This is a genomic window from Hanamia caeni (genome assembly GCF_003721595.1).
Taxonomy (GTDB): domain Bacteria; phylum Bacteroidota; class Bacteroidia; order Chitinophagales; family Chitinophagaceae; genus Ginsengibacter; species Ginsengibacter caeni.
Genome location: NZ_RJJR01000008.1, coordinates 40037 through 62321, shown reverse-complemented (window position 1 = coordinate 62321; position 22285 = coordinate 40037). Strand labels below are relative to the sequence as shown.

At 37.3% G+C, this 22285-nt stretch carries 24 protein-coding genes and 1 pseudogene; 19 read left to right on the top strand and 6 right to left on the bottom strand.

What is annotated here, in order from left to right:
• Positions 1-19: 19 nt before the first annotated feature.
• Together EFY79_RS10670 and EFY79_RS10665 are read right to left on the bottom strand one after the other, a co-directional pair.
• Entirely contained in the window at positions 20-658 is a 639-nt protein-coding gene (locus EFY79_RS10670; protein ID WP_123120697.1) for an LON peptidase substrate-binding domain-containing protein, read from the bottom strand.
• A gap of 124 nt (positions 659-782) precedes the next feature.
• The gene (locus EFY79_RS10665) at positions 783-1076 is read right to left on the bottom strand and encodes a hypothetical protein (RefSeq protein WP_123120696.1); all 294 of its coding nucleotides are present in this window, start codon (positions 1074-1076) and stop codon (positions 783-785) included.
• Between the two features lie 52 nt (positions 1077-1128).
• On the opposite strand from EFY79_RS10665, the gene EFY79_RS10660 reads away from it, so the two are divergent.
• Positions 1129-3705, top strand: coding sequence for a phosphoenolpyruvate carboxylase (locus tag EFY79_RS10660; RefSeq protein WP_123120695.1), 2577 nt, complete (start codon positions 1129-1131; stop codon positions 3703-3705).
• Between the two features lie 166 nt (positions 3706-3871).
• Here the strand turns inward: EFY79_RS10660 and EFY79_RS10655 are convergent, their stop codons facing one another.
• The gene (locus EFY79_RS10655) at positions 3872-4255 is read right to left on the bottom strand and encodes a hypothetical protein (protein WP_123120694.1); all 384 of its coding nucleotides are present in this window, start codon (positions 4253-4255) and stop codon (positions 3872-3874) included.
• A 213-nt stretch (positions 4256-4468) separates the two neighbouring features.
• Between EFY79_RS10655 and EFY79_RS10650 the strand changes: the two genes are divergently transcribed.
• The 15 genes and pseudogenes from EFY79_RS10650 to dinB all read left to right on the top strand — a co-directional run bounded on the left by EFY79_RS10650 (position 4469) and on the right by dinB (position 15734).
• Positions 4469-4813 carry a single-stranded DNA-binding protein gene (locus tag EFY79_RS10650; protein WP_123120693.1) on the top strand — a complete coding sequence of 115 codons (345 nt, stop codon included), beginning with the start codon at positions 4469-4471 and terminating at the stop codon, positions 4811-4813.
• Positions 4814-5016: 203 nt separating this feature from the next.
• Positions 5017-7485 carry a helix-turn-helix domain-containing protein gene (locus EFY79_RS10640; protein ID WP_123120691.1) on the top strand — a complete coding sequence of 823 codons (2469 nt, stop codon included), beginning with the start codon at positions 5017-5019 and terminating at the stop codon, positions 7483-7485.
• Positions 7486-7758: 273 nt separating this feature from the next.
• Positions 7759-8097: a hypothetical protein gene (locus EFY79_RS10635; RefSeq protein ID WP_123120690.1), complete on the top strand. Its 339-nt coding sequence runs from the start codon at positions 7759-7761 to the stop codon at positions 8095-8097.
• 11 nt (positions 8098-8108) lie between these two features.
• Positions 8109-8312: pseudogene (locus EFY79_RS22035) on the top strand (type II toxin-antitoxin system RelE/ParE family toxin); the annotation flags it as partial.
• Positions 8313-8519: 207 nt separating this feature from the next.
• Complete coding sequence (locus EFY79_RS10625) at positions 8520-8834, top strand: nucleotidyltransferase domain-containing protein (RefSeq protein WP_123120688.1); 315 nt, start codon at positions 8520-8522, stop codon at positions 8832-8834.
• Positions 8831-9226: a HEPN domain-containing protein gene (locus EFY79_RS10620; RefSeq protein ID WP_123120687.1), complete on the top strand. Its 396-nt coding sequence runs from the start codon at positions 8831-8833 to the stop codon at positions 9224-9226. The genes EFY79_RS10625 and EFY79_RS10620 overlap by 4 nt, the downstream gene beginning before the upstream one ends.
• A 341-nt stretch (positions 9227-9567) precedes the next feature.
• Positions 9568-9864, top strand: a complete 297-nt coding sequence (locus EFY79_RS10615) for a hypothetical protein (RefSeq protein WP_123120686.1) — start codon at positions 9568-9570, stop codon at positions 9862-9864.
• A 99-nt stretch (positions 9865-9963) separates the two neighbouring features.
• On the top strand, positions 9964-10854 hold the full coding sequence (locus tag EFY79_RS10610) for a tetratricopeptide repeat protein (RefSeq protein ID WP_123120685.1): 891 nt from the start codon (positions 9964-9966) through the stop codon (positions 10852-10854).
• A 51-nt stretch (positions 10855-10905) separates the two neighbouring features.
• Positions 10906-11421 carry a hypothetical protein gene (locus tag EFY79_RS10605; RefSeq protein ID WP_148041900.1) on the top strand — a complete coding sequence of 172 codons (516 nt, stop codon included), beginning with the start codon at positions 10906-10908 and terminating at the stop codon, positions 11419-11421.
• 19 nt (positions 11422-11440) lie between these two features.
• Positions 11441-11776, top strand: coding sequence for a DUF6804 family protein (locus tag EFY79_RS10600; protein ID WP_123120683.1), 336 nt, complete (start codon positions 11441-11443; stop codon positions 11774-11776).
• A gap of 171 nt (positions 11777-11947) precedes the next feature.
• Positions 11948-12391: a 50S ribosomal protein L11 gene (gene rplK, locus EFY79_RS10595; RefSeq protein WP_123120682.1), complete on the top strand. Its 444-nt coding sequence runs from the start codon at positions 11948-11950 to the stop codon at positions 12389-12391.
• 54 nt (positions 12392-12445) lie between these two features.
• Positions 12446-13135, top strand: coding sequence for a 50S ribosomal protein L1 (gene rplA / locus EFY79_RS10590; protein ID WP_123120681.1), 690 nt, complete (start codon positions 12446-12448; stop codon positions 13133-13135).
• A gap of 52 nt (positions 13136-13187) precedes the next feature.
• Positions 13188-13913 carry a 50S ribosomal protein L10 gene (gene rplJ / locus EFY79_RS10585; RefSeq protein WP_123120680.1) on the top strand — a complete coding sequence of 242 codons (726 nt, stop codon included), beginning with the start codon at positions 13188-13190 and terminating at the stop codon, positions 13911-13913.
• A 138-nt stretch (positions 13914-14051) separates the two neighbouring features.
• Positions 14052-14426: a 50S ribosomal protein L7/L12 gene (gene rplL, locus EFY79_RS10580; protein WP_123120874.1), complete on the top strand. Its 375-nt coding sequence runs from the start codon at positions 14052-14054 to the stop codon at positions 14424-14426.
• Between the two features lie 159 nt (positions 14427-14585).
• Entirely contained in the window at positions 14586-15734 is a 1149-nt protein-coding gene (dinB, locus tag EFY79_RS10575; RefSeq protein ID WP_123120873.1) for a DNA polymerase IV, read from the top strand.
• A gap of 94 nt (positions 15735-15828) precedes the next feature.
• Here the strand turns inward: dinB and EFY79_RS10570 are convergent, their stop codons facing one another.
• Positions 15829-16239 carry an RrF2 family transcriptional regulator gene (locus EFY79_RS10570; RefSeq protein ID WP_123120679.1) on the bottom strand — a complete coding sequence of 137 codons (411 nt, stop codon included), beginning with the start codon at positions 16237-16239 and terminating at the stop codon, positions 15829-15831.
• Between the two features lie 124 nt (positions 16240-16363).
• Between EFY79_RS10570 and EFY79_RS10565 the strand changes: the two genes are divergently transcribed.
• Positions 16364-16999: a peroxiredoxin gene (locus EFY79_RS10565; RefSeq protein ID WP_123120678.1), complete on the top strand. Its 636-nt coding sequence runs from the start codon at positions 16364-16366 to the stop codon at positions 16997-16999.
• A gap of 99 nt (positions 17000-17098) precedes the next feature.
• Here EFY79_RS10565 and EFY79_RS10560 read toward each other — a convergent pair whose 3' ends face one another.
• Entirely contained in the window at positions 17099-17824 is a 726-nt protein-coding gene (locus EFY79_RS10560; RefSeq protein WP_233577980.1) for an RluA family pseudouridine synthase, read from the bottom strand.
• Between the two features lie 10 nt (positions 17825-17834).
• A complete protein-coding gene (locus EFY79_RS10555; protein ID WP_123120676.1) occupies positions 17835-18866 on the bottom strand; it encodes a pseudouridine synthase in 1032 nt (343 codons plus the stop codon).
• Positions 18867-19185: 319 nt separating this feature from the next.
• On the opposite strand from EFY79_RS10555, the gene nagA reads away from it, so the two are divergent.
• Together nagA and EFY79_RS10545 are read left to right on the top strand one after the other, a co-directional pair.
• Positions 19186-20298 (top strand): N-acetylglucosamine-6-phosphate deacetylase, encoded by a 1113-nt coding sequence (gene nagA, locus EFY79_RS10550; protein WP_123120675.1) that lies wholly within the window; start codon positions 19186-19188, stop codon positions 20296-20298.
• 98 nt (positions 20299-20396) lie between these two features.
• Complete coding sequence (locus EFY79_RS10545) at positions 20397-22244, top strand: glycoside hydrolase family 9 protein (protein ID WP_233577979.1); 1848 nt, start codon at positions 20397-20399, stop codon at positions 22242-22244.
• Positions 22245-22285: the final 41 nt, after the last annotated feature.

The following is a 22285-nucleotide window of genomic DNA, read 5'->3' as shown; positions in this document are numbered from 1 at the left end:
GCTCTTAGCCTTCACCCTTTTAAGAAATATTAAATCCCGAAATATTTTTAAAATGGCCATTTAGTTTAATTTTCTCTTTTAAAGATTCCATTTCAGCAACAATAGGCAATACTTTTGCAAGATGCCTTTTTAAGTATTCCTGCCGCTGCAGTTCATTCATCAAACCAAGTAATTCGTATTCTTCCTCCAGCGTAAGGCCTACCTTGTGGGCTACATTGTAACTCCACAAATCATTGTTGCCGGCTTTCAAAGGCTTTTCCACATTTAAAAGTTCATGTAGCTTTTGAATGCTCATAAGCAACTTATCCATCAACAATCTTTTTCCATGCTCATGATTGTGCGGATAATTTACAATGGCTCCGCTGTATAATTTATCCGGAATCGTATCTATTACTTCCAGGATTCTAAAAACTTTCGCTCCCCTTGTTTTAATATCCATTTCACCGTTTTCATATTCTTTGCTGATTTCAATAATTTCAAGCAGGGTTCCCAATTCCTGCATTTGATCATTCAGCACAACGGGCACTCCAAATAATTTCTTCTGATCAATGCATTCCCGAATCAGTTGTTTGTACCGGGGTTCAAAAATATGAAGATTCAGATTTTCGTGGGGATATACCACAATTGATAAAGGGAATATGGGAATAAAATTTGTCATTGTGCCAAAATAAAAAATTTCCTTATTTGTTGGTTTACTGAGTGGCTTGCAAATTACAGTTTATTACATTTTTCCCAGGCAAAATCAGGATGTGCTTTTGCAATGGCGCCGCGGCTATCGCAAGTCAGGATTTTCTTTTTTCATTTTGCCACCATTTGTAAGCGACAATGCCAATAGCAATGTAAGGAACAATCATGAGGTAAATGATGCCATCATTAAATCCTTTGGCGGGCTGATCGCCCATCTGCATCACGGTTTTGGCGCAAATAGAGCATTGGGCAACCGCTACATCATTGAACAAAGAAAGCGCAGTTATCAGAAGTATTATGAGGCCTGTTTTTTTCATCGTTTGCGGATGCAAATATACAATGAATTGAAGAGTGTTAACAAGCTTTATTAATTTTTCCAGTAACTTCATCGCGTTTTTTACCCAAATTCTTTCAAAGTACTTATTTCAATTTATAGAGTTTATGGAGCATTATGCATCGCACAGCCTGGAAAATTTTAAAAATTATGTCGGCATCAAGTTTCAATTATATAACAGCCTTTTTACCTCGCTTCCTTTTTACAGAATTGAGAAAACAGGAATGCTTTTGTCATTGTTTTTAAATATCTGTGAAGAAGGATATAAAAAGAAATACAGCCCTGCACAGATTATTGACGAATTCTTTTTAAAAGATACTTCCTTTAAGACGGAATCTGAAAAAGTGGATTTGCTTTTCAGGTTTATACAATTTGTTGAAAGGCAGGTGGTTCTTTTTGATGCATTGGAAGATGCCGCTTTTAAATATGTGCACAATATGACCGGCGCCGGCACATTAAAGCAATTAGAAGTTGAGGCGCTTCAGTACAAAAAAGAGAAAGAGCTGATAACAAAGCTGGAAAATTTTTCAGTAGAAATTGTACTTACCGCGCATCCTACTCAATTCTATCCAGGCTCAGTATTGGGCATCATAAATGATCTTTCCAAATCGCTTTCCGAAAATGATACCGCAAAAATCAACATGTACCTTCAACAGTTAGGCAAAACTCCTTTTTTCAAAAAAGAAAAGCCAACACCTTATGATGAAGCGATGAGCCTGGTGTGGTATCTTGAAAATGTATTTTTTCCGGCCGCGGGCAGAATCGTTTCTTTTTTGCAAAGCCAGTTCCCTGAGGCAGATTACCAAAATAATCCGGTGCTAAAAATGGGTTTTTGGCCCGGCGGCGATCGCGATGGGAACCCCTTTGTGAATACAGAAACTACCTTAAATGTGGCTGACGCATTGCGCGGCGCTATCATCAAATGCTATTACATTGAAATCCGCAAATTAAGGCGCAGGCTCACTTTTAAAGGAGTGGATAATTTACTGCTCGAACTGGAAAAACAGTTATACAATAATATTTTTATTCCCGGAAACCGCACGGCCATCACAAAAGCCGACATTCTGAAAATACTAAATGAGGTAAGGGAAATCCTGATATATCAGCACAACGGATTGTTTTGTCATCTCATCGACGGCCTGATTAATAAAGTGCATATTTTCGGATTGTATTTTGCTTCGCTGGATATACGGCAGGACAGTTCTATCCACAAAAAAGTATTTACTGCATTGGCAACTTCGGGCACCTTTTTCCCTGCGGATTATGACAAGCTAAGCGATGAAAAAAAGATAGAATTTCTAACAAAAAATACCAAAGAGCTGCCTGAAAAGGATTATGGCGATCCTATTATCAATGACACGTTTAAAAGTATCAAAGCTATAAAGCTGATTCAACAATACAATGGCGAAAGGGGCTGCAACAGGTATATTATCAGCCACGCTGAAAAGCCTTTGCACGTTTTGCAGATTTATGGCTTGTTTATTATGAGCGGGTGGAAAAAGGAAAAAATGAAAGTGGATATTGTCCCGTTGATTGAAACCGTGGAAGATTTACAGAACTCGGTTCCAATAATGAAAACGCTGTTTGAAAATAAAGAATACCGCGAACATCTGAAGCGCAGAAATAATGTTCAAACGATAATGCTCGGTTTTTCAGACGGTACAAAAGATGGCGGTTACCTCATGGGCAACTGGTGTATTTACAGGGCGAAAGAAGACCTCACTGCCATTTCAAAACAATATGGTATAGAAGTAATTTTCTTCGACGGCCGCGGCGGCCCACCGGCAAGAGGCGGCGGCAAAACACACAAGTTTTATGCTTCGATGGGAAAAAATATTTCCAACAAAGAAATACAGCTTACCATACAAGGGCAGACGGTAAGTTCAAACTTTGGAACCATCGATTCGGCACAATATAATCTTGAACAATTATTAAACGCCGGAATTTCAAACGACATATTTTCTGACCGGCATATTCCCCTGGAGCAAAAAGAAGAAGACCTGTTGCAAAGCCTTTCCGAAGAAGGGTTTCAAGCATATATCGCGCTGAAAAATCATCCTTATTTTATGGATTACCTGGTGCAGGTAAGCCCGTTAAAATTTTACAGTGACACAAATATCGGAAGCCGACCCACCAAAAGGAAAAAAGGGAAAATGAATATGGAAGATTTGCGGGCGATTCCTTTTGTGGGTTCATGGAGCCAGATAAAGCAAAACGTAACCGGCTATTATGGAGTAGGAACTGCTTTAAAAAAGATGGAGGAAGAAGGAAAGTTTGGCGAGTTTAAAAAGCTGTACAGGGATTCTTTGTTCTTCAGAACACTTATTGATAATTGTGAAATGGCAATGAAAAAATGCTACTTTCCGCTTACCGAATATTTATCTACTGATACGAAATTCAGTGAAATATGGAATATGATATTTGAAGAATACGAAATCACAAAAAAATACCTGTTTAAGCTTACCGGCAATAACGAGCTGATGGCAGATTATCCCGTGGAGCAGCTTTCAGTAGATATGCGTGAAAGAATGATTTTGCCGCTGGTAACGATTCAACAGCACGCCATGATGAAAATCCGTAAAATGGAGCAGGAGCAGATAAAGGATCCGATGAAATCCACTTACGAAAAACTGGCGATGCGTTGTTCTTTCGGCATTATTAATGCCGGCAGAAACTCGGCATAGTAAACGGATAAAAAGGCGTGATTTTTATTTTCTTTTTATTTAGAATTCATACATCTTTATAAAAAAGTAACCAGGTTTTTTTCTGCAATGCGGTTACCATTGCGCATTCAAGGAGCTTATTATCTGAATGCGCGATAGTAAATCAACAAATTAATCTCTTTTTATTTTAAGACGATTGATTGATTTCTTTTCTTTTTACCAATAAATACCAATCATTATCTAAGGCCATATAGCCAAGGTCGTAACAGAAGAAATAAACATGGGCTCTTTGTGTGGTATAGGTGTGCGTCATGTATTTAAACTGAAAACCCTTTTCCAGCAGTTTTTCCTTAGTGGTTTTAGCGGTGTCTTCACCTTGCTTAAAAAAAGTTTCTAAAATTCTCCGGTTTTTCCCCAGTGCGTTATTAATGTTTCTTACAAGATTATTTTTTGAGGCTTTTAATTGATTGTTGTAGGAATTGCGGCAATAATCATCGCAAAACTTCTTATCTGTGCGGCCTTTCAGCGTTTTATTACAATTGAGGCAGGTGGCAGTTTCGGTAGCTGTCATGTTTTTGGCATTTGATTCTGAGAGAAAGTTACTGTTTTTATTTCATGTACAATCGTTTACAAACGGTTATATCCAACTATAAATGATTAAAAACCGATTAACCCTTTTCCGGGATGGCATCTTTGTGATGCTGATGAAAAAACAACTCATCAACTGAAATAAAAACATTTTTTTTAAATCTGTCCAAAAAAATTGGACGCAAAACGTAAAGTCATGAATGCATTAAAAAACAAAGTTCAGCTGATTGGCAATTTAGGAAACGCTCCTGAAATTAAGAACACAGAAAAAGGCAGAAAGCTGGCAAAGTTTTCCATCGCCACCAATGAAACCTATTACAATGCGAAGGGTGAAAAAGTGGTAGAGACGCAATGGCATAATGTCGTGGCCTGGGGAAAAATAGCTGATGTAGTAGAAAAGTATTTAACTAAAGGAATGGAAGTGGCTATAGAAGGCAAACTTATGAATAATAACTATACCGATAAGGACGGTATCAAAAGGTTTATTACACAAATCCAAGTCAACGAGTTCTTGTTGATAGGGCCAAAACCCACTGCTTAGGTTCGGGGCCACGGATTACATGGGTTTTCAGTTGTGGACAGAGTGGCGACAGGTTCTGAAAATCCCGGCAAATTTTGTAATTCGTGGCTTTTTTTTAACCGGGTTTACCTTTTTTCAATTTTCTATATTTTTTATTTGGCGAATTGTTTCGATCTTGGCTGAATTAAAGCATATTCTATCAATTGCCACAGGTGTTTTTTAAAATGGAAAATTCAAACTCATTAGATCGCAACGAAATTTTTGACCTCGCTTACCGCTTTGTTACTGAAACGAGTGAAAACATTTTCCTCACCGGAAAAGCCGGGACAGGAAAGACTACCTTCCTCAAATATTTGAAAGAAAACAGTTCTAAAAATATTATTGTGGCTGCTCCTACAGGTGTTGCAGCTATCAATGCGGGAGGAGTTACTCTGCACAGTTTGTTTCAATTACCCTTTAGCCCTTTTCTGCCTACAATGGCAGGCAGGAGCGATTTATTGGGCAAAATGAAATTTGTGAAAAGGCGCCAGGATCTTTTGCGCAAAATGGAACTACTGGTAATTGATGAAATCAGCATGGTTCGCTGCGATACGATGGATGCAATTGACACGATCTTACGATCAGTTCGCAGGAAACATGAACTGCCTTTTGGCGGCGTGCAATTATTGTGTATCGGTGATCTGTACCAATTGCCACCAGTAGCGAAGCGCGACGAGTGGAGCATTTTGCAGGAATACTATTCTTCGGAATTCTTTTTTGACAGTCTCGTTATAAAAGAGCAGATGCCAATTCTGATTGAACTAAATAAAATTTACAGGCAGAAAGAGGATTCCTTTGTTTATCTTCTGAACAAAGTGCGCAACAACCAAATGAATGCGGATGATTTTGAAGATCTGCATAGCCGGTTTTATCCTGCATTTCGTCCTGAACTGGAAGAAAAATACATTACCCTTACTTCTCACAATAACCAGGCAGACCTCATCAATGCACGTGAATTACATAAATTACCAGCCCGGTCATTTACCTACAGCGCGAGAATTGAAGATGATTTCCCCGAAAGTATGTATCCCGCGGAAGGTTCATTGGTTTTGAAAGAAGGCGCGCAAGTGATGTTCCTGAAAAACGACACAGAAAAAAGATACTTCAATGGCAAAATCGGGGTAATCAAAAGATTGGACCAGGATGAAATTATTGTTGACTGCGATGGATTTGAAATTTATGTGTCACCGGAAACCTGGGAAAATACCCGCTATAGTTTAGGCAGAAATGATGGAAAACTGGAGCAGGAAGTTTTGGGAACATTTACTCAATTCCCGTTACGCCTTGCATGGGCCATTACCATTCACAAAAGCCAGGGGCTTACGTTTGAAAAAGTAATGATAGATGCCGGAGCCGCTTTCAGCAGTGGCCAGGTGTATGTAGCATTGAGCCGCTGCACCAGTTTGGATGGTATTGTTTTATTATCCAAAATTCCTTCTTCTGCCATTTATAGTAATGAAAATGTAATCAATGGTCAGAAAACACTTGCGCCGAAAGGCTCGCTGGCAGAAAGATTTGAAGGTGCGAGGCAGGTTTTTACCCTACAATTGCTGGAAGAAATATTTTCTTTTGAAGAAATAAAAACGCTGGTGGAAGTTTTGGAATTTAGAATAAATGAGCAAAAAGAAAAACTAAGCAAAGAATCTCTGAAATGGATAAATGAGCTTAAAAGTTCGTTTACTGCTGACAGAATTGTTGGCTTAAATTTTACCAGGCATATCCGCGACTTCATGAAACAAGAACCAGTAGTTGAAAAAAACAAAGCTTTGCAAAAAAGAATTAATGACGCAGCCAACCATTTCTCACCAAAATTTTTGGCGTTTCAGGATGCTATCCAAAACCATCCAATAATAACAGAGCACAGGGAAGCAGCGACTATTCTAAATGAGTATTTGAATCAATTATTACTGGCGCTGCATCTTCAAAATTATTATTTGCAATACTGCAAAGAACCATTTTCTGTAACTACATTTTTGCAGCATAAAATAAAATATGAATTGCCCCGGTTAAAAGTTTCCGCGTATGCAAGCGGCAAAAAACAATCTTCTTCGGATGTGCCTAATCCTGAATTGTTTGATAGCCTGAAGCGTTGGAGAGATTTGATAGTTGAAGAATCCGGGATGCCGATTTATTTGGTTGCCAATCAGAATGCCCTGAAAGAAATTGCCACTTACTTGCCTTTTACCAAAAAAGATTTGATGAATTTAAGCGGTTTTGGAAAAGCAAAAGCAGAAAAATATGGCGATGATATTTTAGATATGGTTCAGGATTATTGCAGCAGGAATAATTTAGAAAGTAATATGTCTTCAAAAGAAGGCAATCCAAAAAAGGAGCGTAAAGAAAAATCTTTGGAAGAAAGAACTCCTACAAATATTTTGAGTTTCAATTTGTATATAGAGGGAAAATCTATTGCAGAAATTGCCGCGGAAAGGAATCTTGCAACCACCACAATTGAAAGACATTTAGCTTCTTTTATTGCCAGTAAACAAATAAATATTGATGATTTGGTTTCTGCGGAAAAACAAAAGTTGATAAAAGAGGCGATAGCAATTAATGGCCGGTTAAGTACAAAAACTTTAAAAGAAAATTTGCCGGAAGATATTAGTTATGGAGAAATAAGAATGGTGATGGCGGCGGAGAAAAGTGATAACTGAGCGTGGAATTTTAATCGAAAACAGAAAATCTCATTTTTTGTTTACCCGCTGGTTGGCAGCTTTGTTTACTATATTTCTAAAACCAATTTGCTTATGCCGGATGTTCAAAATACCAATCTTTCCAAAATCATCAAACGGCTGGAATTAATAAAGAGCCCTTATTTCGTTGGAGGAAGAAGATGAAATTGTTATTGCATGTTTAACTTAGAACAACTCCTAACACATACAAAATTACGAACCTAAATTCTTATATTTGTTTTAAAAGTCAGCATCATGAAAACGCAGGAATTAAAAGAAAAACTGCATAATTATATTGAAACCGCTGAGGAAAAGAAACTTAAAGCAATTTACACAATGGTTGAAGAAGAAATAGAAGAAACAGATAATTGCTGGGAAGATGAAGTATTTATTGCCGAATTAGAACGGAGGGAGAAAGAGTATTTAAATGGTACTGCTAAAACTTATACTTTTAAAGAAACATTAGCTGGAGTAAATGAAGTGATTAAAAAAGTAAAAGCTGAAAAAATAATGCTTACTCTTAAGTTTCTTGAAGACGCGGGAATTGAATTTCAGGAAACTGTAGAATGGTATGAAACAAGAAGTCTGGATTAGGAGAAAGATTTCGTGATTTAGTAACTAAAAAGATTGAATCTATTATAGAACATCCGGAAAGATATCCAAAGAAAAAAAGTAATTTTAGACAAATAGCTTTGCGAACTTTTCCCTTTATAATCATTTATACATTTTATAAAAAGGAAGGAATAATTATTATCAATTCTATATTTCATACAAGTAGAAATCCGCGAAAAAAATACAGAAGGAAGTAACAATCTTTCTTAAATGGAAAGAGTTTCGATAAGCTTTATATTTACTCCAACAACTTGCTTATGCCGGATGTTCAAAATATAAATCTTTCCAAAATCATCAAACGGCAGGAACTAATAAAAGGCCTGATTTCATTGGAGGAAGAAGATGAAATTGATAGTTATTGGCGCTAGAAAATCTTGAATTATAAAAATTATATTTGTGGAATAATGAAAGATCAGATTCATCATACAATCAAATCAATGGTAAATTCCTTTTTGCCAAATGCCCAGGTGCTTTTGTTTGGCTCAAGGGCAAGAGGAGAATCTACTATAGACAGTGACTATGATCTTTTAGTCATTACACGCGAAACATACGCGCCACGCGTAAAAATGAATTGGGAAAGTAAGATCAGAAAAGCGCTGGTAAATGAATTAAACCTTCCTTTTGATGTCATTATTCAAAGTGAAAAGGAAGTGTCACAGAAAAAGAATTTATCAGGCCATATCGTTTACTATGCAATGAAAGAAGCGGTAGAAATATGAAAGACGATGAAAGAAATTATGTGGAACAATGGCTTGAAAAAGCAGCAAACGATTTGTTGGCGGCTCGACTAATTCTTGATCATCAACCAATCATTTTGGACATCTCCTGCTTTCATTGCCAGCAGGCAGTAGAAAAATATTTGAAAACATTTTTAATCTTTCATAAAAAGGATTTCCCCAAAACACACAATATTGATCTGTTGTTAAAAAACTGCTCAACAATTAATGATCGTTTTAAAGAAGTTGATGTGAAAAACCTTGAAGATTTTGCAGTGAGGGGAAGATATCCGCATGATTTTTTATTACCCTCAGTAGAAGAAGCAGAAGAATTTTATCAGATTACTTTAGAAATAAAGGAATTGGTTATAATGGAAATAAAAGGCAGAAGTTAAAAATAAGAAACCGCCTTTTTTGTTTCTTTACTGGTTGTCATTAAATTTACTAAAACGAATTGCTTATGCCGGATGTTCAAAAAATGAAGTTTTCCAAAATTATAAAACGGCTGGAATTAATCAGGAGTTTGATTTCATTAGAGGAAGAAGATGAAATTGATACTCATGTTTTAAATTAGAACAGCTTGGGATAACGGAAGAATTAGAAACAATTATTCTTTCTTTAAAAGATAAATCAGTCTGGTCAACTGGAAAAAATTTGGTTAGTTCGTTGCTATATTTTGCCCCCAAATTTGATATACTTGATGAAAGGATGCCTGTACCTTTACAAAAATAAATAGATGCAAGCAGAAATTATCAAAAAGCTAAATCTTACAAGGGCAAACTTTTGTTTAGAAGAACCTTATCAATACTTAACTTTATATCATTATAAGAAAGATGTTTTTATAGCAGAACTTAATCTGAGTGATGGTGTAGCAACCTTGAATCTTATATATAGAACAGGTGCTAAGGATTATTATTCTGTTCTTCCGAGTGATTTATTTTTAAGTTTACCAAATTCCGAAATTGACCGTGGTTTAAACAGAAATAATCAAATACCTGATAATCACATCAACACTAAGGAAGAGGTTATGTAGATTAGTAAATCAAAAAAACAATCGAATGTTTCTTTTTTTTACACAAGTTCGTTCTTACTTAATTTCAAACTGCCTTTTGCATTTTAAAACCAACTAATTATGCCTGAAACTAACAACAGCAATATTGATGTTATAAAAGGTCTAACTTATCAAGAATATACTAACGGAGTTCAATATGATAAAACGCTACAATTCCACTTTGATACATCGTTCACTGCTGAACGAAAATTCTTAAAAGGATTTGGGAAAACAGCTTTCTATTTTTTTATGTTCGGATATATGTACGGTCCTTTAATATTAATTCCCATCATAGCTTATAAAGATCACAACTGGTATTTACTTTTTGGAATTTTATTTTCATATTGGGGGACATATATCGCGTTTTCAAAAAAAAATGGAATATTGATTATACCAATAATTCTCTTATGTTGGTTCTGGTTTAATCATGGATTTCACCTTAACGATTATGGTATTTTTTTCTGCTTGAGTTTTATTTTCGGTCATATTTTTTGTGGAATTGCAATTCAAACAGAAACTGAGTTTGCAAAGCTTGAGATTATGAAAGATCCTTCATTGTTCGATAAATTATCAAAAGAAGAAATTATTTATTTTTTGAAAAAGAATTCAGAAGAAAAAGTAAGTATTAGTTCGGAAGCATTTATGTTAATGGCGCAGAAAAAATTTGAGAACCGTGATTTTGAAAACGCGATAGCCGATTTTAGTAAAGCTATAGAACTTTCACCACATAACAGATTGGCTTATATAAGTCGGGGTATAGCAAAGGGCGAGATAAAAGATAAGGACGGAGCTTTGGATGATTTTCAAAAAGCAATCGAATTACCACCTCAAAATGGTGATGCATATTTTAGCCGGGGCGTATTTTATTATCAAGATGGAAATATGACTAATGCGAAATCTGATTTGCAAAAAGCCCGGGACTTAGGTTCCAAATTGGCAGGAGAGTATATTAAGGATTTAGATTTAAAATAAATAAATGAATTCGGGACGAAGAATCAACACGAAATTAAAATATTAAAATTAATGACTTTAACCTCTCAACAACAATTGAAGTATTTGAATGAGGAAATTCCATATCGGTTAAATTCGTTAATGGCATGGGACCTTTACTTTTCCAGAAGACGTGCGAAAACTTATGAGCAAGAAAGCGAGAATAAAAAATGCTATTGGGAAAGTGAATTTTTGCAACCTGCCTTTGAAATCTCTATTGTATTTGCAAGAAGTCTGATTCATTTTATGGGACTTGGGTTGAAGGAAAATAAACTCGTCAATTTTTATAGTAACAAAGAAGACGATGTTCAAATATGGGATGTAATTCCTGGGAAACAAGCATATCCTCTGAGTATATTGAACTCAATTGAAAAGCAAAATTTGTGTAACATTCTAAAAATAGCGAATAAATCTTCTGCTCATTTGACCTTAAATTTTGCAACAGACGAAGAGTTTGCCAGTTTAATTCCGGGAAGGAGATTGGTTTTTAGGATGGTGACTGAATATGTTGACAACTTAAATAAATCATGTTTAGGGTGGATAGAATAAAAAGCTTTAAAGCATAAATATGAAAAATGATACAACTCTAATTATTCTAAAAGTCATCCTCTCAATCCTATTTCTACTTTGCCTTTTAAAAATGCCGTATGGTTATTACCAGGCTGCTCGTTTTGCCGGAATGTTAGGTTTTGCATTATTAGCTTATTTCGATTATCAAAAAAATAAAACATTAAATTCGAACGTAATTATTTATCTCGCGTTAGCGTTATTATTTCAGCCCTTTATAAAAGTTGCTTTGGGTAGAACAATCTGGAATATAGTTGATGTAGTTGTAAGTGTAGGATTAATGACTTCATTTTTTTGGAAATCACAAAAAACAGTAAAGACTAAAAGTTCACCTTAACTTTCCCCTTTTTTATTCCAATCATTTCCCCTACTTTTGCACTCCCAAAAAAGTTCTTTATAGAAATCATTGAATGGGAGTTTTGAAAACTTGCCGAAGATGTCAAACTGCGCTTGTAGAAGTTGTCATTCTGAGCTTGTCGAAGAACGTTAACACCAAAAAAATTAAAAAATGGCAAAAGAAATCACAGCCTATGTCAAGCTCCAATGCAAAGGAGGACAGGCTAATCCGGCACCGCCAATCGGCCCGGCGCTCGGTTCAAAAGGTATCAATATCATGGAGTTCTGCAAACAATTTAACGCACGAACCCAGGATAAACAAGGAAAAGTTCTTCCCGTTCTCATTACAGTTTATGGCGACAAATCATTTGATTTTATCATCAAGACGCCGCCCGCTGCTGTTCAGCTTCTGGACGCTGCTAAAGTAAAAAATGGCAGTAAAGAACCCAACAGAAATAAAGTAGGCAAAGTTTCGTGGAACCAGGTAGAAGAAATCGCCAAAGATAAAATGGCTGATTTAAATGCTTTCACGCTGGACAGCGCTATGAAAATGGTTGCCGGCACCGCCCGCAGTATGGGACTTACCGTAGAAGGAACAGCGCCCTGGGAAAAATAAATTGTAAACAATCCTGTTTCGATAAGTCTCGGGATCAGGAAAACTTTTGAAAAAATGATTACTAAAAAAAGAAAAATTGCCAACGCAAAAGTGGATGCCGACAAAGCCTACTCTTTGAAAGAAGCATCCTCACTGGTAAAAGAAATAAATACTACCAAATTTGATAGTTCTGTGGATCTCCATATTCGTCTGGGTGTGGATCCTAAAAAGGCCGACCAGGCAGTTCGTGGTACGGTTTCTCTTCCTCACGGAACAGGTAAAACAAAAAAAGTATTAGTACTGTGCACTCCCGACAAAGAAGAAGCTGCCAAAGCCGCCGGAGCTGATTTTGTTGGCCTTGATGAATTCATTTCTAAAATTGAAGGCGGCTGGACTGACGTGGATGTAATAATTGCTACCCCATCAGTAATGCCCAAGATTGGCCGGTTGGGTAAAGTATTAGGACCAAGAAACCTGATGCCAAATCCCAAAACAGGAACAGTTACCAACGACGTAGCCGCCGCGGTAAATGATGTAAAGGGCGGAAAAATTGCTTTTAAGGTGGATAAAGTTGGAATTGTTCATGCCTCCATCGGAAGAGTAAGCTTTCCCCCGGAAAAAATTGCTGCTAACAGCCAGGAATTGATTAATGCCATCATCAGGTTAAAGCCTGCTACCTCAAAGGGCGTTTACTTAAAAGGTCTCAGCATGGCCAGCACGATGAGCCCCGGCATTATGATAGATACAAAATCAGTGCAGAACTAAATAAATTATTTGCTTCGGTAGTCCCATAATCAAGAAGCACAAATCAATCAACATGAACAAAGAACAAAAACAAGAAGTAATAGAAACACTGAAAAACAAGTTTTCTCAGTATTCTAATTTCTATATTACAGATACCGAAAGCCTTTCCGTAGCCCAGATAACTAATCTGCGCCGCCATTGTTTTGACAAACAGGTCGAAATGAAAGTAGCTAAAAACACCTTGATCAAAAAAGCATTAGAAAGCCTTGACAATGAAAAATATTCGGGCGTTTATGATTCTCTGCACCAGGTAACCGCTTTGATGTTCAGCGAAAGTCCTAAAGATCCTGCTGTGATAATCAGCAGCTTTCGTAAAGCACAAAACGGCGAAAAGCCGGAATTAAAAGCGGCTTTTCTGAATGGCGACATATTTATCGGCGATAATCAGTTAATTACCCTTACGAAAATTAAGACCAAAAATGAATTGATTGGAGAAGTAATTGGGTTGTTAATGTCGCCTATTCAAAGAGTAATTGGCGCTTTACAAAACAAGCCTGAAACGGCTGAGAAAAATTCTTCTTCTGAAGCAGGAGCCGCGCCAAAAGCGCCAGCAGCAACAGCTACAGAGGCAACTCCGGTTGAAAAGGCAGAAGCAAAGACAGAAGAAAAGCCAGAGGCTAAGGCAGAAACTGCTACAGAACCGAAGGCAGAAGTGCCCGAAGAGCCTAAGGCAGAATCGTCAAAAGCAGACGAAGCAAAGCCGGATTCTGATAACACAGAAAAGACTCCGGAAGCGTAATGTATTTCATTAGCACATTGGCTAATTAGCAAAATCAGCTCATTATCCAAATGCTCATTAAATAAATAACAATTTTTTTAAAACCCTCCACCGGATCAATATTTGAAAAGAAGGTGGAAAAAATTTAACTCACAAATCATGGCAGACGTAAAATCATTAGCCGAAAGTTTAGTAGGCTTAACCGTTAAAGAAGTTCAGGAATTAGCTGAATTTTTGAAATCAGAATATGGCATTGAACCGGCAGCGGCAACAGTAGTTGCCAGCGCTGATGGTGGCGGAGCCGCTGCAGCAGCAGAAGAAAAAACATCTTTTGATGTAATTCTGAAAGCGCCGGGGGCTAACAAACTTGGCATTGTAAAAATCGTGAAAGAGCTTACTGGCTTAGGCTTGAAAGAGGCAAAAGAATTAGTGGATACAGCTCCCAAACCGATTAAGGAAGGAGTGGACAAAGCAACTTCAGAAGATATTAAAACCCGGCTTACAGAAGCTGGCGCTGAAGTGGAAGTTGTGTAAGACTTTACAAATTCATAAAATGAGCCGGGGTTTCCCGGCTTTTTTGTTTTTAGCCGAAACCCAACTAAGCTATGGTATAAAAAAGTTATTATTCTTTTAAACGTTTTGTTTTTAGATGAGAATAATTCTCCAGTTCCGGCATTGTATATTTACACTGCAATGAATGCCACATCAAACCTTATTGCCCATTTTGATCTCGATTCATTTTTTGTTTCAGTAGAGATATTGAAAAATCCTTCTTTAAAAGGGAAGGCTGTAATTGTAGGCGGGCAAAATGAACGCGGCATTGTAACCACCTGCACTTATGAAGCACGGCAATTTGGCGTTCATTCTGCTATGCCGATGAAAACGGCGATGCGCCTTTGTCCACATGCAATTGTAATTCCGGGCACTTATAGCGAATATGTAAAATATTCCAATTGGGTAACAGATATTATTGCCTCCAAAGCGCCCCAGTTTGAAAAAGCTTCCATCGATGAATTTTATGTTGATCTGCACGGGATGGAACGGTTTTTTGATCCTTTACAGTGGACTATTGATTTGCGCAAATTGATAATGCACGAAACAGATCTGCCAATTTCTTTCGGGATTGGTAAAAATAAAATGATCGCTAAAATGGCTACCAACGAAGCAAAGCCAAACGGATTTTTGCAGGTGCCTTCGGGAAAAGAAAAAGAATTTTTAGCACCCATGCCAGTCGGCAAAATACCCGGCGTGGGCGATCAATCCAATAAAATTCTGGAATATCATAATATCAAACTCATAAGGGATATTCAAAATAGCTCAATTGAAAAAATTGAAGAATTATTGGGGAAATGGGGCCGCGATTTATGGGAAAAAGCACAGGGAACGCACACTTCGGTGATTCATCCATACCGGAAGTCAAAATCTATTTCCAAAGAAAACACGTACATGGAAAACGTGACAAATGTTGATTTTCTGATGGCTGAAATCGTTAGGATGACTGAAATTATTTGCTTCAAATTAAGGCAGGAAGCCAAAACGGCTGCCTGCGTTACCATAAAAATCAGGTACCCGGATTTTGAAACTTCATCTCAGCAAACTACCATTCCCTATACATCAAATGACGATGATATCATCCCTGTAGCAAAAACTCTTTTTTATAAATTATATAAGAAAAACAAGCCGGTGCGCCTTTTGGGAGTAAAGCTTAGTGATTTTACTGATCAATATTTCCAAACAAACCTTTTCGCAGACAATGAAAGAAAGAAAACCTTATATAAAGCAGTCGATGAATTAAAAAATCGTTTCGGAAGAAGCAGCGTGGTAAGGGCTTCAGGAAAATAAATTGGTGGATGGTGATTGGTGAATAGCAATCTTATCTATTTGTCCGTTTACTGTATTATTCATTTTCACATTTTCACATTTTCACATTTGCCAATTATTCATTCATCATATCATAAATCGTCTTTTTTTCAAGAACTTTTAAAGTGGCATCGCGCGCTATGAGCATCATTTTTCGCGTGCCGCAGGTATCTTCATCGCAATCATCACATTTTTTATAAAAGTTAAGGCTAACACAGGGAAGCAATGCGATAGGGCCATTTACAATTCTTATCACCTTAGCCAGGTTTAATTCCTTAGGCGAAACTTTTAGCGAATATCCTCCTCCCTTTCCTTTTTTACTTTCCAGCATATCGGCCTTTTTCAAATCGTTCAAAATTTGCTCAAGGAATTTTAACGGGATTTTTTGTTGAATAGAAATAGCGGAAATTCTCACCGGTTCCTTTCCATAGTTCTCTGCAAGATGAACAAGAGCGCGGAATGCATATTGTGTTTTTTTTGAAAGCATCAGGTGAAGATATTTAAAGAAAATTAGCGAAAAATGATTAAATACAAATTTAAAAATTAAAGTCTATAATTTTAGTAGGATAAACTTATATTTGCAAATATTTAAAAACAAAAAATAAATTATCATGAGTTTACAATTAGGGGACACCGCTCCTGATTTCACAGCGGAAACAACAGAAGGCAAAATCAATTTCTACGATTTTCTCGGAGATGGATGGGGAGTGCTTTTCTCTCACCCTGCCGATTTTACACCAGTTTGTACTACCGAGTTGGGCAAAATGGCATCGTTGCAAAAGGAATTTGAAAAACGTAATACAAAAATACTTGCAGTGAGTGTTGATCCTTTAGACAAGCATTTTGGATGGCAAAAGGATATTAATGAAACGCAGAAAGTACATGTTGAATTTCCAATTGTAGCAGATGAAGATAGAAAAGTTGCCAACTTATATGGAATGTTACATCCAAACGTTTCATCAACTTTTACCGTGCGTTCGTTATTTGTAATTGGTGATGATAAAAAAATTAAATTGATAATTACTTACCCTCCTTCTACAGGAAGAAATTTTGCTGAAGTTTTGCGCGTAATTGATTCGCTTCAGCTTACAGCCAAGCACAATGTTTCTACTCCGGCTGATTGGCTTAATGTGGAAGATGTAATTATTCCTGCTGCGCTTAGCCTGGAAGATGCCAATAAAAAGTTTCCTAAAGGAATCAGGGAAGTAAATTCTTATCTGCGTTATACACCACAACCTGAATTATAATATTTAATTTAGCCTTATGATGAATTGGATACAGCGTTTGAATGCTGTATCCTTTTTTGTGTTTCCGGAAAGCTGGTTACCTGTTGGGGCGAAATATTATTACGATGAAGGTTTGTTTTTCCTCAATTGTTGCAGCAGCGCCTTCATATCTTTTGGCAAAGGCGCTTCAAGCAGAAAATCTTCGTTATCATAATTTTTAAAATGCAACCGGTGCGAATGAAGTCCCAGGCGGCTGATGATGGGCCGTTCTTCCAAATCGCCGTGGCTCAATTTGTATTTCTTTTTAAAAGAAGAAAGTAAAACGGGTTTATCATTTCCATAAATTGGGTCACAGATGATGGGGTGCCCTAAGGTTTTTGTATGCAAACGTATTTGATGGGTTCTTCCGGTCTGTATTTCAAATTCAACCAAAGAATAAATACCATAATCTTCCACCACCTTATAATTGGTTAGCGAAGGTTTCCCTTTTCGGTTCACTATCATCTGGCCTTTCTTTACAGGATGTTCAGCAATTGGTTCATTGATAGAGCCTGCAATTTGGGGCATACTTCCGCTAACAATTCCGAGGTATTTTTTTTCAATCTTCCTGCGTTCAAATAGTTGGGAAAGATATTTATGAGCGGTGTCATTTTTTGCAAAAAGAATTAAGCCGCTGGTATCTTTGTCGAGACGATGGACAATAAAAATTTTGCCATACTTCCGGGTTAAAATTTTATAAAGGGAAACTTGTGTATCATCATGCCTGTCAGGAATGGTGAGCATTCCTGGTTCTTTATTTACGGCAATGAAATCATCGTTTTCAAAAATTATCGAAAGGCCTTTCACGGTTACTGATTTAGGGTCTGTTTGTTTCTGGCTTATTTCGCCTTTGCATTTTTTGCGGATTCATATATTTTAATAAGCGGATTTCTTTTTCGCCGAGATATCGCCACTTGCCCCGCTCCACATTTTTCTTCGTAAGATTGGCATACATAACTCTGTCTAACGCCTTAACATCATAGCCCAGTGATTCGAATATCCGCCGTACGATCCGGTTTCTGCCGCTATGCAGCTCTATCCCGATAATTGATTTATCTCTTGCATCTGGATATGCGAGTGCATCAGCGTGAATTTCTCCGTCTTCCAGTTTGAAACCATTTAAGATTTTTTCAAAATCTGTTTTAGTTAACGGCTTGTCCAATTTTACCTCATATACCTTCTTGATATTAAAGCTGGGATGAGTAAGCATTTGAGTTAATTCGCCGTCATTGGTCAGCAGTAAAACCCCGGAAGTGTTTCTATCTAACCGTCCTACGGGATAAATACGCTGGTCAGTTGCACTTTTGGTAAGTTGTAAAACAGTTTTTCTATTCTGCGGATCATCTGTTGTGGTGATATAATCTTTTGGTTTGTTCAGTAAAATATAAACCAGGTTTTTGGTAACAAATAATTTTTTTCCATTGTAAACCACATCATCCTTTTCATTTACTTTAAATGCCGGCTGCGTAACTATTTTTTTATTTACCGTAACCTTCCCGTCAATAATTAGCTGAACGGCATCCCGCCTTGAAGTGACGCCGCAATGGGCAAGAAATTTATTCAAAGGCATCTCTGCATGTGCTGAATTCTTTTTTTCTGCGTCGCCAGTAGAAGCACTTTTATTGATGATTTCTGTTTTCTCCCGGGGATATTTCTGCCTTTTATTATTTTTTGCTGAAACCGGTTTTTGTTCAAAGCCTCTTGTTCGCGCGGCACGTTTTTCTTCAAAATGTTTTTCAATTGCTGCTGCTCTTTGCTTTTTAGCTTTTTTCTTATCCTGCTTATGCTTTTCTTTTACAGCAGCGTTATTTTTTGGATTGATAAATTTTTGGAAAGGTTGCTGACTCATTTGAGAATAGATTTACTGTTTTTGCAACAGGATGATTCAGCAAATTTAGTTGAAAAAAGCTGCCCGTAGCCAGCAGAGGCAAGGCTTGTCGGAAAAAGACGTCATTTCAAATTGAATTTGCGTTTATTTGCAATAATTTTTTTTAATTACGCAATTTTCTGAAGATATTAAACAATTTCTATCTATCTAAATAAGTAGTGAATTATGAAATGTTTAAATCAGAATCGAAAAATGCCTAATTTTATATGCGTCTTCATGCATATTTATAGTTTTAACATTTTTGAAAATGGCTTATTCTCGGCATAGCAAATAGCAGAAAATGGTGACAACTTTTTTAAACGCAACAATATATACCGGAAAAGAGAAAATAGAAGGAAGGGCGCTCGTAATCGAAAATGATATAATAAAAGGGATTACAGCAAAGGATAAAATTCCGGAAAATTCTAAATTAATTGATTGTACAGGTTGTATTATTTCACCCGGCTTAATTGATATCCAGATATATGGAGCAGGAGGGTTTTTATTTTCTAACTCGCCTTCGGCCCCCGCTTTAAAATCCATGACCGAAAGCCTGCTTAGTGTCGGCACTACAGGCTTTTATGTTACCCTTGCTACTAATTCAATGCAGATTTTTCATGAAGCCATTAAAGTGGTAAATGAAAATCCCCATCCCGCTGTGTTGGGCTTGCATTTTGAAGGCCCTTATCTCAATCCTGTAAAACGCGGTGCGCACATTCCTGAATATATTAAACGCGCGGAAAGAAAAGAAGTAGAAGAATTATTAGAAGCAGCTGATGGTGCGCTAAAGATAATGACACTCGCACCCGAAATGGTAGATGAAGAAATTATAAAATTGCTGCTTGAAAATGGTGTAGTCGTTTCTGCAGGCCACAGCAATGCAACATTTGAAGAAGCCGTTAAAGGTTATGCCAGCGGTATTACTACCACAACACATTTGTTTAACGCAATGTCGTCTATGCATCACCGTGATACAGGATTGCCTGGTGCGATTTACCTTTCTAAAAATGCGTATGCAAGCATTATTGCCGACGGAATTCATGTGGATTTTAATGCGCTCAAAATCAGTAAGAAAATAATGGGAGATAGATTGTTCCTCATTACTGATGCCGTGGTGCCGGTTGCTGAAGGGCCATACCAACACGTAGAAAAAAAGGACCGTTTTACCCTTCCCGACGGAACTTTGTCAGGTTCTAAATTAACGTTGCTAAAGGCCGTTGAGAATTGTGTGGAGCATGCTGAAATTCCTTTGGATGAGGCGTTGCGCATGGCTTCTACCTATCCTGCCCAAGTGATGAGGCTTTTAGACAGAGGTAAAATTGAACCCGGGCATAAGGCAAACCTGACTATCTTTTCAGAAGATTTTCAACCAAAATATACAGTGCTAAATGGCGAAGTAATTTCTACTTATTAAAAGAAAATAAAAGCTCTTAGTTGAGGTTTAACGGGTCAACGAACAAATAATACAGATTTTTATTTTACAATTTGCAAGTCATAAATAATGCCTGAATTATGATTAAAAAACTTTTTTACAATCGATTTTCTTTTATAAAAATTATTTTACTTTTTTTATGCATTGGATTTATTTTTTCTTTTTCAGCTAAGCAAAATTCAAATCAATGGATAAGGATTAATCAATTGGGATACACGCCCAATGGGATTAAGGTGGCAGTTTGGTGCAGTAAAGATGATTCACCGATTAAAACTTTTGAGCTTATTGATTCTGCTTCCGGAAACAGTGTATATAAAGACGAGGCAGGAAAATCTTTTGGCGCTTATGGGCCTTTTACCAATACTTACCGTCTTAATTTTTCTTCTTTTAATAAACCTGGAAAATATTTTCTAAAAGCGGGAAATGCCGTTTCGCCGGCTTTTAAAATTAATGCAGATGTTTACAAAGGAACCGCCGATTTCTGTCTTTTTTATTTGCGCCAGCAGCGAAGCGGCTTCAATCCTTTTTTGAAAGATTCCTGTCATACACATGATGGCTACACGATGTATGGCCCAATGCCCGACAGCACTTACATCAATGTAGTGGGTGGCTGGCACGATGCTTCTGACTATCTGCAATATTCAACCACTTCTGCCAACGCAACCTATCATTTGCTGGCCGCATACCGCGATTTCCCCGATGTATTTACTGACAAAAAAGAAGCGAATGGATTGGACGGGAAAAATGGAATCGCGGATGTGTTGGATGAAGCAAAATGGGGATTAGATTGGTTATTGAAAATGCACCCGAAACCGGATTGGATGTTCAACCAGCTTGGCGATGACCGCGACCACCAGGGCATGCGCATCCCGAAAGAAGATTCTTTTTATGGCAAAGGCTATGAGCGTCCGGTCTATTTTATAAACGGGTTGCCGCAGCAGAGAGGTAAATTTATGAATCACACAACTGGCACAAGTTCTACGGCGGCAAAGTTTGGAAGCGCCTTTTCTTTGGGCGCGGTTTTATTTGATAAAACCAATCCGGGTTATGCAAAAAACTTAATCAATCATGCGTATTCTGCTATCAATTATGCACTGATAAAACCGGGCGTTACGCAAACTGTTTCTGTTGTGTCGCCTTACATTTATGCAGAAGATAACTGGACCGATGATATGGAACTGGGCTTTGCATCGCTCTCTAATTCGCAGAAATATTTTAAAAATAAAAAGTTCAAAAACCTGCTGGATTCTTCCTTTAAATACTCGCAGGATGAAAAAGTTACTCCTTGGTTTTATCGTGATACCGCCAACCATTACCAATATTATCCTTTCATAAATCTCGGCCATTACGAGCTTGCAAAGCAATTGAAAGGAAGTAAAAAAGATTCGATTGTCAGTTACTATAAACAGGGGATTGAAGATGTGTGGAAGCGCGCAAAGGAAAACGCATTTTATCGCGGTGTGCCGTTTATCTGGTGCAGCAATAATCTCACCACTTCTTTTGCTATCCAATGTTTGTGGTATCAAAAACTTAGTGGCGACAATAGTTTTAGCGAATTGGCACAGGCAAATATTGACTGGCTATTCGGCTGCAATCCGTGGGGAACAAGCATGGTTTATGGATTGCCTTCGTGGGGCGATACGCCTGCGGATCCACATTCTGCGTTTACACATATCGGCCATTATCCGATTTATGGTGGATTGGTGGATGGCCCGGTTTATACAGCTATCTATAAAAATCTGATTGGCATTTCATTGCATGAGCCTGATGAATATGCAGCTTTTCAAAGTGACCTCGCCGTTTATCATGACGACTACGGCGATTATAGCAGCAACGAACCAACTATGGATGGAACTGCTTCTTTGGTTTATTTATTAGCTGCCAGGGAAGCCGAGGCTAAAGAGCTTTCAAAAAAAAAAATAAAATAATTTCTTACGGCGGCATTATCCGCGGCGATACTACTTTAAAA